This is a genomic window from Synechococcus sp. ATX 2A4, assembly GCF_024346375.1.
Classification (GTDB): domain Bacteria; phylum Cyanobacteriota; class Cyanobacteriia; order PCC-6307; family Cyanobiaceae; genus MW101C3.
Window position 1 is genome coordinate 1 of the sequence record NZ_JAGQCV010000001.1, and the last position, 12,078, is coordinate 12,078.

General features: G+C 63.6%; 14 protein-coding genes. 5 read left to right on the forward strand and 9 right to left on the reverse strand.

The window, feature by feature from the left end; genetic code table 11:
* Positions 1-614: 614 nt before the first annotated feature.
* Positions 615-1,223, reverse strand: coding sequence for a DUF3122 domain-containing protein (locus tag KBY97_RS00010; RefSeq protein WP_255144578.1), 609 nt, complete (start codon positions 1,221-1,223; stop codon positions 615-617).
* Between the two features lie 254 nt (positions 1,224-1,477).
* Here KBY97_RS00010 and psbA point away from each other — a divergent pair, with 254 nt between their 5' ends.
* Both psbA and KBY97_RS00020 read left to right on the forward strand, forming a co-directional pair.
* The gene (gene psbA, locus KBY97_RS00015) at positions 1,478-2,557 is read left to right on the forward strand and encodes a photosystem II q(b) protein (protein ID WP_255144579.1); all 1,080 of its coding nucleotides are present in this window, start codon (positions 1,478-1,480) and stop codon (positions 2,555-2,557) included.
* 91 nt (positions 2,558-2,648) lie between these two features.
* Positions 2,649-3,302, forward strand: coding sequence for a DUF3365 domain-containing protein (locus tag KBY97_RS00020; protein WP_255144580.1), 654 nt, complete (start codon positions 2,649-2,651; stop codon positions 3,300-3,302).
* A 17-nt stretch (positions 3,303-3,319) separates the two neighbouring features.
* Here KBY97_RS00020 and KBY97_RS00025 read toward each other — a convergent pair whose 3' ends face one another.
* Together KBY97_RS00025 and KBY97_RS00030 are read right to left on the reverse strand one after the other, a co-directional pair.
* Positions 3,320-3,493 carry a hypothetical protein gene (locus tag KBY97_RS00025; RefSeq protein WP_255144582.1) on the reverse strand — a complete coding sequence of 58 codons (174 nt, stop codon included), beginning with the start codon at positions 3,491-3,493 and terminating at the stop codon, positions 3,320-3,322.
* On the reverse strand, positions 3,494-3,721 hold the full coding sequence (locus KBY97_RS00030; RefSeq protein ID WP_255144584.1) for a hypothetical protein: 228 nt from the start codon (positions 3,719-3,721) through the stop codon (positions 3,494-3,496). It lies immediately after the preceding gene.
* A gap of 131 nt (positions 3,722-3,852) precedes the next feature.
* On the opposite strand from KBY97_RS00030, the gene KBY97_RS00035 reads away from it, so the two are divergent.
* Complete coding sequence (locus KBY97_RS00035) at positions 3,853-5,001, forward strand: DUF389 domain-containing protein (RefSeq protein ID WP_255144586.1); 1,149 nt, start codon at positions 3,853-3,855, stop codon at positions 4,999-5,001.
* 147 nt (positions 5,002-5,148) lie between these two features.
* Here the strand turns inward: KBY97_RS00035 and KBY97_RS00040 are convergent, their stop codons facing one another.
* The 5 genes from KBY97_RS00040 to KBY97_RS00060 form a co-directional block, all read right to left on the reverse strand.
* Complete coding sequence (locus KBY97_RS00040; RefSeq protein WP_255144587.1) at positions 5,149-5,277, reverse strand: hypothetical protein; 129 nt, start codon at positions 5,275-5,277, stop codon at positions 5,149-5,151.
* Between the two features lie 1,483 nt (positions 5,278-6,760).
* The gene (locus tag KBY97_RS00045) at positions 6,761-7,480 is read right to left on the reverse strand and encodes a DUF3387 domain-containing protein (RefSeq protein WP_255144588.1); all 720 of its coding nucleotides are present in this window, start codon (positions 7,478-7,480) and stop codon (positions 6,761-6,763) included.
* Positions 7,477-9,879 carry a type I restriction endonuclease subunit R gene (locus KBY97_RS00050; protein ID WP_255144589.1) on the reverse strand — a complete coding sequence of 801 codons (2,403 nt, stop codon included), beginning with the start codon at positions 9,877-9,879 and terminating at the stop codon, positions 7,477-7,479. The genes KBY97_RS00045 and KBY97_RS00050 overlap by 4 nt, the downstream gene beginning before the upstream one ends.
* Positions 9,880-10,018: 139 nt before the next feature.
* Complete coding sequence (locus KBY97_RS00055) at positions 10,019-10,297, reverse strand: CopG family antitoxin (protein ID WP_255144590.1); 279 nt, start codon at positions 10,295-10,297, stop codon at positions 10,019-10,021.
* The gene (locus KBY97_RS00060; protein ID WP_255144591.1) at positions 10,294-10,587 is read right to left on the reverse strand and encodes a toxin; all 294 of its coding nucleotides are present in this window, start codon (positions 10,585-10,587) and stop codon (positions 10,294-10,296) included. The genes KBY97_RS00055 and KBY97_RS00060 overlap by 4 nt, the downstream gene beginning before the upstream one ends.
* A 95-nt stretch (positions 10,588-10,682) precedes the next feature.
* Between KBY97_RS00060 and KBY97_RS00065 the strand changes: the two genes are divergently transcribed.
* Together KBY97_RS00065 and KBY97_RS00070 are read left to right on the forward strand one after the other, a co-directional pair.
* A complete protein-coding gene (locus tag KBY97_RS00065) occupies positions 10,683-10,967 on the forward strand; it encodes a DUF1778 domain-containing protein (protein WP_255144592.1) in 285 nt (94 codons plus the stop codon).
* A complete protein-coding gene (locus KBY97_RS00070) occupies positions 10,964-11,452 on the forward strand; it encodes a GNAT family N-acetyltransferase (RefSeq protein WP_255144593.1) in 489 nt (162 codons plus the stop codon). The genes KBY97_RS00065 and KBY97_RS00070 overlap by 4 nt, the downstream gene beginning before the upstream one ends.
* A 6-nt stretch (positions 11,453-11,458) precedes the next feature.
* Here KBY97_RS00070 and KBY97_RS00075 read toward each other — a convergent pair whose 3' ends face one another.
* Entirely contained in the window at positions 11,459-12,076 is a 618-nt protein-coding gene (locus KBY97_RS00075; RefSeq protein ID WP_255144594.1) for a DUF4276 family protein, read from the reverse strand.
* Positions 12,077-12,078: the final 2 nt, after the last annotated feature.

A 12,078-nucleotide genomic window follows, 5' to 3' on the forward strand; every position in this document is an offset into this window, starting at 1 on the left:
ATCGATGAGCGCCTTCCAGGGCACAACCGCCTCCATCTCAGAGAGAAAACGCTCACGTTTGGTGCGCTTTTTGGCTGTGGACTGCTCGTAGTCCCCGAATCCAAGCTGCTTTCCACCCATGAACCCAGTCCTTACATGCGATCACAAGGCCATTGTCCCGTGAATAGGCTGACTTTTCCAGAGTCTCCCTAGCTCATGGTGTGGGAAGGATTGGTACCAGAATTGGGCTGGGGCGTTATCGAATTCATTGCAGGCCTATGGAGAGGTAAGGATGTTGTCGCACAACGAAAGTCGTGTGGTCGGTTCTAAATGAATGGATATTTCAAGGATTCAGTCCCTCGTGCTTGTGATGCGCGGTTGCAGGTACTGCCGGAACCGGAATCATCGGATGACAGCGACCAGGCCCTGCGTCAAAGGCGTTGGTTGGGGGGTTTATCGCAGATGTTGGATGACTTGCTGGCTGGATCTGATCAGAATCTGACTAATTCAGAATCTGCCTGAATGGCCGGCTCCTTCGGGTTGGCCTCTACCATCAGCATAGTCCGATGGTGTGATAAAGCGTGTGGTGTGAATGCCGCCCTTGCCATGCCGGTGCAACCGGCGCTTCGTAGATGTCAGAGCTCGGCGGCTCGGCGGGCCAGTTGCTGGGTGGGATCCGCGCCGAGCATCAGCGAGGCGTCGTTGCCCCCGTCAGCCATCGGTACCAGCAGACGCAGGGGGCGCCTGTCGCTGGGGGGAGGCACCAGGCCCGCAGCATCAAACTGTGCGGCTCCCGGCGGTAGAGCCGTCTCACCTGCCGCCACCAGCTCTTCGCTGCGGTTGGGCAGTTGCCACTGCTGAGCTGCGCCATCGTCGACCTGCAACGGTCGTTGGTGATCGATGCGCTGGCCGGGCTCAAGGGCGTTGAGACGCAGGCGCGGGCCCGCTGGATAGGCGGGATCGGGCTGCTCGAACAACACCAGGCCCCAACGCTGGCCCGCGGCATCACTGAGCGTCCAGTGCGGGGGAGAGGCCTCCGCCATAGCCGCTGCGAGCGCTGCAGCTGATCCCTCCGCTAAAGCCGGTGCCTCCGCCAGGGCAGGCCGTGGCAGCAGCGACACCCCGGCGATGAGCAGCACGGCCGCCAGCGTTGCGACGAGCAGACGCGCCGCCAGCCTCGCTGGCCGGGCAGCGGCGCCGCTGCTGGCGCGAAGCCTGGGCGTCCTACCAGATGAAACGGCCATGGGCTGCGGAGGCTTGGGACCTCCTGACCCTATGCCGATCTGCCGATAGGCGCCTAGGAGCAGGATCACACGCGGTGCCACGGATCAGCGGTAGCATTGTGACGGGTTTAGGTGCTTATCCGCATAACTGCACCTCCGTGATGTCCTATTCCGCCCCAGGGCGGCCAGGTCTTTCTCTCAGTGCTGTTGGCGGTGGGCCGTCGTCCCAGTGGCGAACGTCCGCGCCTCCCTCCCGTCCTTCGTGTTTCGACACCATGGTCACCACGTCCCTCCGCCGCCTCCCCGGCCTGTCCTGGGGGTCCTTCAAAGACTGGGTCACCAGCACCGAAAACCGCCTCTACGTGGGCTGGTTCGGCGTGCTGATGATCCCCACCCTGCTGACGGCCACCGTCTGCTTTGTGATTGCCTTCGTGGGCTCCCCGCCCGTCGACATCGACGGCATCCGCGAGCCCGTTTCCGGCGGCCTGCTCTATGGCAACAACATCATCACCGCCGCGGTGGTGCCCAGCTCCAACGCCATCGGACTGCACTTCTACCCGATCTGGGCCGCTTCCAGCCTCGATGAGTGGCTCTACAACGGCGGCCCCTACCAACTGATCATCTTTCACTTCCTGATCGGCATCTTCTGCTGGATGGGGCGGGAGTGGGAGCTGAGCTACCGGCTCGGCATGCGCCCCTGGATCGCCGTGGCCTACAGCGCCCCGGTGGCCGCCGCCACCGCCGTGCTGCTCGTGTATTCGATCGGTCAGGGCTCCTTCTCCGATGGCATGCCGCTCGGCATCTCCGGCACCTTCAACTTCATGCTGGTGCTGCAGGCCGAGCACAACGTGCTGATGCACCCCTTCCACATGCTCGGGGTGGTGGGCGTGTTCGGCGGGGCCCTGTTCTCCGCCATGCACGGGTCCCTCGTCACCAGTTCACTGGTGCGCGAAACCACCGAGGCGGAAAGCCAGAACCGTGGCTACAGATTCGGTCAGGAGGAGGCGACCTACAACATCGTGGCCGCCCACGGCTACTTCGGCCGTCTGATCTTTCAATACGCCTCCTTCAACAACAGCCGCAGCCTGCACTTCTTCCTGGCCGCCTGGCCGGTGATCGGCATCTGGTTCGCGGCGCTGGCGGTGGCGAGCTTCTCGTTCAACCTCAACGGCCTCAACTTCAACCACTCCGTGATCGACCACCAGGGCCGGGTGATCAACACCTGGGCCGATGTGCTCAACCGCGGCGGGCTGGGCATCGAGGCCATGTACGAGCGCAACGTCCACAACTTCCCTCTGGATCTGGCCACCCGTTCCAGCACCCCTGTGGCGCTCATCGCCCCAGCGATCGGTTAGTGGGACTTTGACCCCCACCCAGCCGCAATAAAACCGTCCAGCCACATCAAGGCCTACCTGGCCGCGTTCACCCCCATCCCCGCAGCTCCCCATGCCCCATCTGCTCCTGCCGCTGCGGCGCCTGGTCCGTTCGGCACTTGCCGTTGGGGCGCTGGGAGTGCTCGCTGCCGTGCTGCTCTGGGCCACCCCACCGGCTCACGCCAGCCTGGAGCGCTCCCCGGTGGAGCCGGCGGAGCTGGCCAGGGCGGTGACGGAGATGGAGCAGCTCGACCGGATGCGCGTCGCTCTGGCCTCCAGCCTGGAGGGCCAGAGCGACGCCCCCACCATCGAAACGATGAAAGAGGTGTGCAAGCCGGTGGGGATGAAGGCGATGGCGATCGGCAAGGAGAACGGCTGGCAGGTGCGCCAGGTGGCCAGCAAGTACCGCAACCCCGACCACGCCCCCAGCAACGGACAGGAGCGGGAGGTGATTGATCTGTTCCACCGCCAGCAGGCGATCACCGGCCTCTGGCAGCCGGCCACCACCGAGCAGGGCACCGGCGTGAACTACTACCGACGCATCAACGTGGTACGCAGCTGCATGGCCTGCCATGGCACAAAAGCCAGCCGCCCCGCCTTCGTGAAGGCGAACTATCCCGACGACAAAGCCTTCAATTTCAAGGTGGGAGATCTGCGCGGCATGTATGCCGTGTTCATCCCTGACAAGCAATCGGCACCTGCCACGCTGGTGAACGTGGCTGATTGACCACCGCCCTACGGCGTTCAGAGCGGATCACCGGGCAGGAAGCGCTGGATGAATTGCGCCAGGGGCATCGGCCGGCAACGGGCTTGCCAGGTGTTGCCGCCCGGCAGGCGCCGCCAGCACTGCACCTGCACCTGAGCGCCGGCCGGATCGCAGGCAGCGTCGCCACCAACTTCGCCAGCGAGCAGCTGCACCTAGTAGCGGTAATCGGCATCGGCGGCCAGCTCGGGAGCTGCCGACGGCTCGGCGCCTGGCTGGGTGCGGAGGAAGGCGGCCAGAAACGCAGCCAGCTCCTGCTGCTCCCGCAGTGCCGTGGCGAAACGCCAGGCCGCGCCGGTGGGGTAGCCGTCGTGGTGGAGGTAAAGGTGGCGCACCGGGGCGCCGGGAAAACCGGTGAAGGAGTAGACGGCGCGGGTGGCCAAGGCGGGTGAGCGGCTGCCTCGACCAGTGCCCCCGGTGTCTCAGAGGTGCTGGTGGGGGCGGGTGGGGCTGGCCAGTGGCGGAGCACCAGATCGCGCTCCAAGATGATGCCTCACCCATACAAGGGCCCCCGATGACCTCCATCACCGCCGCGCCGGAGGAGAGCCGTCTCGTGGCGTTGCGCCAGGAGTTCGAGCAGGACGCCCGCTTCAATCTGGTGTTTGTGGTGCTCACGGTGGGCGCCAGCTTGATCGCCACCCTGGGCCTGCTGGCCAACAGCCCGGGCGTGGTGATCGGGGCGATGGTGGTGGCGCCCTGGATCATGCCGCTGCAGGCGATGGCGTTCGAGATCCTGCGGGGCCGCCTGCCGATGTTTTTGCGGGCGCTGCGCACCCTGCTGCTGGGGGTGGTGATCTGCGTGCTGCTGGCGATGGTGGTGGGCCGCCTGGTGTCGTTTCCCAGCTTCGGCAGTGAGGTGATCAACCGCACCAGCCCGAACCTGCTGGATCTGGGCGTGGCGCTGGTGGCCGGCGCGGTGGCGATGTTCGCCAAGCTTCGCAAGGACGCGATCTCGGCCCTGGCCGGCCTGGCGATCGCCGTGGCCCTGGTGCCGCCGATGTGTGTGGTGGGAATCCTGCTGGCCTCGTCGTTCTGGGGTCAGGCCTACGGGGCGCTGCTGCTGTTCGCCACCAACCTGCTGGGGATCATGGTGGGAGCGATGGCGGCACTCGGCGCCCTGGAGCGGGTGTACCGGCGGCGGCTCTTCCGCAGCCGGCTCGGCCTCACCAGCGTGGCGCTCACGGCGCTGCTGGTGATTCCGCTGGGCAGCAGCTTCTTCCGCCTGTTGCACCAGTCGCGGCTGGAGACGAAGGCCAGGGAAGTGGAGCGGGTGATCGAGCAACAGCTGCGCAGCAGCACCATCACCCTCGGCGGTGATCCGGCCATTGATCTGGTGGGCCTCTCGATCGACTGGGAGAAGAATCCGCCGCTGATCCGCGCCCGGGTGCGGGTGACGGATCCCGCCTTGCCCACCTCCGCCCAGGTGGCGGGGCTGCAGGCCTTCATCAACAAACGACAGTCGCCGCAGCGCTTCCGGCTGGTGGTGCAACGCACCGCCGTGGATCTGATCGGCCCGGAAACCGCCCCCAACCCGCCGGATCTGGAGGTGCTGCCGCGCCCATCGTTGCCGCCCCTGCCGCCGCTGCCAACAGCACCACCGTTACAACCATTGCCATCGGTGCCTTCGTTGCCGCAGCCGGAGAATCAGGCGGAAGGGGAGTGAGGGTGTGGGGGCAGGGGACGGCACGGCCTCTTTCAGCATTGGCGTGCGTACACAGGGGCAGCTGGCAGATCCGGGGCATAGCCGTATCTGTTGCCGGGGCGTTGGACCTTGACGCGAATCTTGGCGCGGGCGCCTTCGCGCTGGGTCCTAGCGATCGACACGCCTTATCACCTGGATGAACCGTTCGGCGGCGATCAGCTTGAGCTTGGCGTCGCCCATGGCTTCCACGGCGCTGTCCTTGGCGGCAAGGGTGCTTAGGTCTTGGAGCACCACCATGGAGGTGATGCCGCGTGCTGATGGCGGGGATGTGACAATGGCTGGCAATGCATGGGCGGCGAGGTATTGGATCTGAGGATCACAACCCAAAGCGTGTAACTTCACCCTGCAATGTGAGTTCAGCACTCGAAATAGATACGTCAACCTTGACGTCCAGACGTTTTCCGAACCCCTGCGAGCACCGACCCTGTATCGCGCCACACGCCCTTGCAACCATCCTGTGTTATGATTACATGCAAGATCGAAGAGCAAAATGCAGGGCATCTGTCGCGCCTCGCTCCTTATGGCGATTGGAGCCATGGCAACAGGCGCATGCTTACAGGCTCGAGCTGTTGGGTTTTGTCCCTCTGGGTTCGAGGGAAACTGCGTTCCAGCCAACTGGAATGTCGCGGAACCTGGCGATGGTTCAGTTAATTTCTTAGATGCACCGATTAAGGCCATTCTGACTAGCAACAACAATGGAGTTTCCGGTCCCACTTTTGTGTCGATAGAAATTCAAGGCGATAATGATGGTATCGTTTCATTCTCATACTTTTATACGACAAATGATCAAGATGGGGCTAGTTTCGATCCGTTTGGATTTTTACTGAATGGAGTCAGGACTCAGCTGGTGCCACCGCCTACCCTAGCAAATGGCGAGAGTGTGAGCGGCACATTTTCTTTTAACGTCTTAGCCGGCGACACTTTTGGCGTGTATGCCGAATCAACCGATAATGGGTTTGGGCCCTCTGTCACTGAGGTGACCGACTTCTTATATGTCCCTGGACCCTTGCCAGTCCTTGGGGTCAGCGCAGCATTTTGTTTTAGTCGGAAGCTGAGAAAGCGCATCAAATCAAGCGCTACGAACAATCAGTAGATATTTGCACCTGGCTTCCAGCAGCAGCTTCGAATACCAACGCGCTCCAATAACTTGGAGCATGCGATCTCATCAAAGACAGGCCGACGGCCACCTCTTTCAATCATCAGCACCTCATGCACAGATCTATTCCCTGAAACACGAGGGAGATCCACTTCAAGCAGAGCCATCAGGCCACTATCCTTCTGGAGGATATGATCAGCCGTACGGCACATATCGGTTCCGAAGTGGGTGGCAGGGGTTGCTCATCCATACCGAGTGCACATCGTCAAGGGGGTTTGGTGTTGCACCTGGTGCTGCTGATGAAAGTCGTGCCGTGGATGGTGAGTTGAGTTCAGCAGAATCGAGAGGGGCTGAGAGGGGTGAACCAAGAGCTGTTCCAGTCGGACTTCAATCGCAGCCTCATGCGATCGGTGATATCTGCGATCCAGGCGAACTAGGCGGACAGTGTCAGTTGAGTGCTCGAAGATGCAGACCCTGCGGATACCCGACGCCTGAGTGTGGCCGGCTGAAAAGACCTGGGCAATGAAGCCCCTTCAGTACCACGCACACCATGGGCATCTGGGCCCCCGATCGAGAGAGATCGGGCGCGCCGAGGTTGCTTGAAACTCCTCTGAGTGAGTCTCTTTAAACCCACTGGGCGCACAGCAACTCAGCCTGGGCGAGCACGGTTTTCACCGCCTCATCCTGTAGATCGGGGGGGTAGCCGAATCTGTTGAGGATGCGTTTCACCATCACGCGGATCTTGGCGCGGGCGCCTTCCCGCAGGGTCCAGTCGATCGACACGCTCTTCTTCACCTGGGTGATCAATTCGGCGGCGATCAGCTTGAGCTTGGCGTCGCCCATGGCGGCCACGGCGCTGTCGTTGGCGGCGTGGGCGTCGTAGAAGGCCACTTCGTCGTCGGACAGGCCGAGGGATTCACCGCGCTTGGTGGCGGCATCGAGTTCCTTGGCGAGGGAGATCAGCTCTTCGATCACCTCGGCGGTGGTGATGGCGCGGTTGTGGTAGGCGTTGAGGGCTTTCTTGAGCTTCTCGGAGAACACCTGGCTCTGCACCAGGTTGCGCTTGGCGCGCACCTTGAGTTCGTCTTTGAGCAGCTTCTCCAGCAACTCAGCGGCCACGTTCCGGTGCTTGAGGCCGCGCACCTCAGCCAGGAACTGATCGCTGAGGATCGAGATGTCGGGCTTGGGCAAGCCGGCGGCGGTGAACACATCGATCACCTGGCCATCGGTGGTGATCGCCTTGCTCACCAGCTGGCGGATGGCGGCATCGATCTGCTCGGGCGTTTTGCTGGTGCTGCTGGTTTGCTTGGCGAGGGCGGCCTGCAGGGCCTGGAAGAAACTCACGTCGTCGCGGATGGCGGTGGCCTCTCGTCGCTGGCGGCGCAGAGGGCGAAGGCGCGGGAGAGTTCGGCCACCACCTGCAGCCAGCGCTGCTTGCCGTTCTCCTGCTGGAGGATGAACTCCTGGCCGGCGGGAAGCAGCTGCAGGCGCTCGATGGGGGTGTCGCTGGTCCAGTTCGACCAGTTGAAACCGTGAAGGAGATCAGAGGCGACGCCGTGCTTTTCGAGCATCACGGCAATGGCCTGGGCGGTGTCGAAGGTGGGGTCGCCCTGGCCGCCGCTTTCGGTGTAGGTGGCCAGAGCCCGCTTGAGCTGATCGGCGAGGCCGAGATAATCCACCACCAGGCCGCCGGGCTTGTCGCGGAACACCCGGTTCACGCGGGCGATGGCCTGCATCAGGCCGTGGCCCTGCATCGGCTTGTCGGCATACATGATGTGCAGGCAGGGGGCATCGAAGCCGGTGAGCCACATGTCGCGCACGATCACGATCTTGAACGGGTCGGCGGCATCCTTGAAGCGGTTGGCCAGCTGGCGGCGGGCGTCCTTGCTGCGGATGTGGGGCTGCCAGTGGGGGCCGTCGTCGGCGCTGCCAGTCATCACCACCTTGAGGGTGTCGGTGGCCCATTCGGGCCGCAGCTGGATCAGGGCGTTGTAGAGATCGACGCAGATGCGGCGGCTCATGCAGACGAGCATCGCCTTGCCATCCATCGCCTCCAGGCGTTTTTCGACGTGCGCCACCAGGTCGGCCGCCACGAGGGTGAGGCGCTTGGGATCGCCCACCAGCGCTTCGAGGGCGGCCCATTTGGTTTTCAGCTTTTCCTTCTGGGTGAACTCTTCGCCTTCGGTGATCTCCTCGAATTCGGCGTCGAGCCTGGGCAGCGCGGCGGCGTTCAGGGAGAGCTTGGAAATGCGGCTCTCGTAGTAGATCGGCACGGTGGCCCTGTCGGCCACGGCGCGCTGGATGTCGTAGATGGAGATGTAATCGCCGAACACGGCGCGGGTGTTGGCGTCGGTCTGCTCGATCGGCGTGCCGGTGAAGCCGATGAAGGAGGCGTTGGGGAGGGCGTCGCGCAGGTTGCTGGCGAAGCCATAGGAGATTTCGCCGGTCTTTTCATTCACCTTGCCACCGAAGCCGTACTGGCTGCGGTGGGCTTCGTCGGCAATCACCACGATGTTCTGCCGGGCGCTCAGCTCGGGCATGGGTTCGCCCTTGTCGGGCATGAACTTCTGGATGGTGGTGAACACCACGCCGCCGCTGGCCCGGTTGAGCAGCTCGCGCAGCTGGTCGCGGCTGGCGGCCTGCAGAGGCGTCTGGCCGAGGATGTCGGCGCAGCGCTGGAACTGGCCGAAGAGCTGGTCGTCGAGATCGTTGCGATCGGTGAGCACCACCATGGTGGGGTTCTGCATCGCCGAATGGCGCACAATGCGGGCGGCATAGAAGAGCATCGAGAAGCTCTTGCCGCTGCCCTGGGTGTGCCACACCACGCCGGCGCGGCGGTCGCCCGGCCGGCCGCCCAGGGTTCGGGCGGCAGGGCCCAGGCCGCTGGCACGCACGGTTTCCTCCACGGCCGCGTTCACGGCATGGAACTGGTGACAGCCGGCGATGATCTTGTGCAGAGCGCCCGAATCCGGATCTTCCTCGAAGACGATGAAGTGCTGCAGGAGATCGAGAAACCGCTGCGGCTCGAACACGCCACGGATGAGCGTTTCCAGCTCCAAAGCCGTGGCCGGGGCGTGTGCCTCGCCATCAATGCTGCGCCACACCTTGAACCATTCCTGGTTGGCCGTGAGCGAGCCGATGCGGGCCTGCAGCCCATCGCTCACCACCAGGGCGGCGTTGTATTGAAGGAGGGTGGGAATCTCAGCTTTGGAGGTCTGCAGCTGGGCGTAAGCGCTCCAGATGGTGGCACCTTCAGCGGCGGCGTTCTTGAGATCGATCAGGCCCAGGGGCAGGCCGTTGAGGAACACCACCAGGTCGGGCCGGCGGTTGTGCTGGCCATCGCTCACAGCGAACTGGTTCAGCACCAGCCAGTCGTTGGCGGCAACGGTTGTGAAGTCGACCAGCCGCACGTGGTCGCCGGCGATGCTGCCATCGGGCCGGGGGTATTCCACCGCCACGCCTTCCCGCAGCAGGCGATGGAAGGCGCGGTTGGTTTGGAGCAACGAGGGCGTGGCCAGGCGCAAGAGCTTGCGCAGGGCCTCTTCCCGCGCGTCGTCAGGGATGGCCGGGTTGAGCTGGCGGATGGCTTCGCGCAGGCGGCCCACCAGCACCACATCGCCGAACGATTCCCGCTCCGCCGTCGGTTCTCCGGGAGCCAGCTGGGGGCCGGGGAGCACCGCGTAGCCCAGCTCCTGGAACCAGCTGAGGGCCGCCTCTTCGATGAGGGCTTCGTTGAGGGTCATGGCGGATCCAACCTGTGCAACATATGCACTGGTTGCCTTTGGGCCCAGCTTGCCTTCCTTGAGGTGAGCTGTGGCGTTCCACCTGGTTGTTGAGATGACATGGTGAGCGGCCGCTAGCTCAATCTCGCCCCACGTCTGTTCATTGCGGCAGCGTGCCACTCACGTACTTGTGAAGCACGCTACTGATCAGCGTTTGATAGGGAATGCCTTCCTGCATGGCGCGGGTGCGGAGGGCTTGGAGGTCACTGCTGGACAGACGGATGTTGATCCGCTGGTCTTTCAGGCCCGTTGCCTTCGCTGCTTCCTGGAGCTGGCTGAGAAGAGCTGGCGTGGCCACACTGCGCAGTTCGCCGGCCTCGAAATCAGCGAGAAGCTGCTGCTCTGCAGGCTCCAGTTCAGGTGAGGAGGGGATGGTCATGATTCAGGCCCGGGGGGCGCAGATGGTGGGTACAAGCGGTTGGCCTTGCGGCTGGGGATGATTGTTTTGAGAAACAGGTGCTCTTCGGTTTCGATCATGGGCACCAAGTGGATGTATCCATGGAGCCGTACCACGAGGATGCGCTGCCCTGGATAGCGCTGCTGGTTGGGGTGCTCCAACACGTCGAGGAGACCGCCGGCCTCAATAGCAACCACCACCGCCTCGAAGCACAGCTGCCGCTCGGCCAGGAGTTGAGCATTTTTCTCAGAGCTCCACGCGAAGGGCTTCATCAGGCCAGCATAGGGAGGCTGTGTGCCTGATGTCTTCAGACTTGGTGGGCCAAGGATCTTGGTGGCCGTACGAGCCCGGACATCGAGGCAGGCCTGTGGACCCCGCCAGCACCCGTTCCCGCAATCGACGCATCGAAGTACGGGCAACAGCTGAGGACCGCCTGCTGATCGATCGGGCTGTCGCCGCATCGGGCACCGATCTCACCGGCTTCGTGATCACCCATCTGCGCCTGGCCGCCCAGCAGGTGCTGGCCGACCGCGAAGAGTTCCGCCTTGACCCCGAGGCTCTCGACGCCTGGGAGCGCATCAATGAACGGCCGGCACGCCCGATGAAGGGTCTGCGTGCGCTGATGGATCGGCCCTCTCCGATTCAGGAGTGAGCGCCAGCTACCTGTCGCCCCGGTTGCTGGCCTCCGCCGATCGCCTCGACGGTTTCGAATGCCGAACCGATCAGCAGACGCTCTGGTTGAGAAAGCACGCCCGCCAGGACCATGCCCGTGGCGGCACCACCCGGATGTTTGTGGTCACCGAAGCCAGCAGTAGCGATGTGGTGGCGTATTACGCCTGGTGCATGGCCAGCATCACGCCGGCGCAGCCCGTTGCCCTGCTGGCCCGGCTCGGGGTTGACCTTCACCATGAAGGACGGGGCCTCGGCGGGGCCCTGCTGGCGGATGTGATCAGCCGCACGGCACAGATCGGCTCTGAAGTGGGGTGCCGGGGGTTGCTCGTCCATTCCGAGAGCGCATCGGCGCGAGCGTTCTATCTGCATGTCATTCCGGAATTCGAGCCGTCCCCCACCGACCCGTTGCACCTTGTGCTGCTGATGAAGGACATCCTCAGGACGCTCTGCCAAAGGAAACGCTGAGGCCGGTCATCCCACTGCCTCGATGACGGCTTGATGGAAAGCCCTGAAGCTGGCTGATCGGCTCCGCTGTTGATCGAGAACGGCACCGATCGCCCGTGCGGTGTCGATCTTGCGCAGCCCGCCCGGCACATACCCATGTCGTTGGAGCAGTCGTTCGAACGCTTCCCAGGTGCCTCCCGCGATGGCATCGGGATCACGAAAGCCCTGCCTGCTGGGCAGGTTGGCGGGCGCGCGGGGATAGATCTGCCGCACCGCATCCCAATCCCCGAAGAACCAGGCTTCGAGTTCTTCGATCGCCACCCGGTTCACGAGCTGCCACGGGTCATTCCCTGCCGAACTTCGGGTGCGCAGACCGGAGCGTGTGGCGATCGCTTCGAGTTGCTGTTTGAGGGCGTGGCAGTCGTCATTGTCACGGTCGACCACCACCACCAGGCGCCAATCGGGCGGCAGCCAACTGGCATAGGCGCGCAGCCTTGCTTCCAGCTTGGCGAGCAGATCGCTCTTGCCCTGAAACGGGTGCACTTCAAAAGTGCGGTCCTGAGGAAGCAGCCTCGGCAGCAGGGCGCGGAGGAAGGCTTCCATCGAAGGTTCCTCCACCAGGAACTCCAGATGGCTGGCGGCCATGG

Coding starts and splice junctions, on each gene's coding strand:
- KBY97_RS00010 (WP_255144578.1), bottom strand. CDS start 1,223: ATGGCCGTTTCATCTGGTAGGACGCCCAGGCTTCGCGCCAGCAGCGGC.
- psbA (WP_255144579.1), top strand. CDS start 1,478: ATGGTCACCACGTCCCTCCGCCGCCTCCCCGGCCTGTCCTGGGGGTCC.
- KBY97_RS00020 (WP_255144580.1), top strand. CDS start 2,649: ATGCCCCATCTGCTCCTGCCGCTGCGGCGCCTGGTCCGTTCGGCACTT.
- KBY97_RS00035 (WP_255144586.1), top strand. CDS start 3,853: ATGACCTCCATCACCGCCGCGCCGGAGGAGAGCCGTCTCGTGGCGTTG.
- KBY97_RS00040 (WP_255144587.1), bottom strand. CDS start 5,277: ATGGTGGTGCTCCAAGACCTAAGCACCCTTGCCGCCAAGGACAGCGCC.
- KBY97_RS00050 (WP_255144589.1), bottom strand. CDS start 9,879: ATGACCCTCAACGAAGCCCTCATCGAAGAGGCGGCCCTCAGCTGGTTC.
- KBY97_RS00055 (WP_255144590.1), bottom strand. CDS start 10,297: ATGACCATCCCCTCCTCACCTGAACTGGAGCCTGCAGAGCAGCAGCTT.
- KBY97_RS00060 (WP_255144591.1), bottom strand. CDS start 10,587: ATGAAGCCCTTCGCGTGGAGCTCTGAGAAAAATGCTCAACTCCTGGCC.
- KBY97_RS00075 (WP_255144594.1), bottom strand. CDS start 12,076: ATGGCCGCCAGCCATCTGGAGTTCCTGGTGGAGGAACCTTCGATGGAA.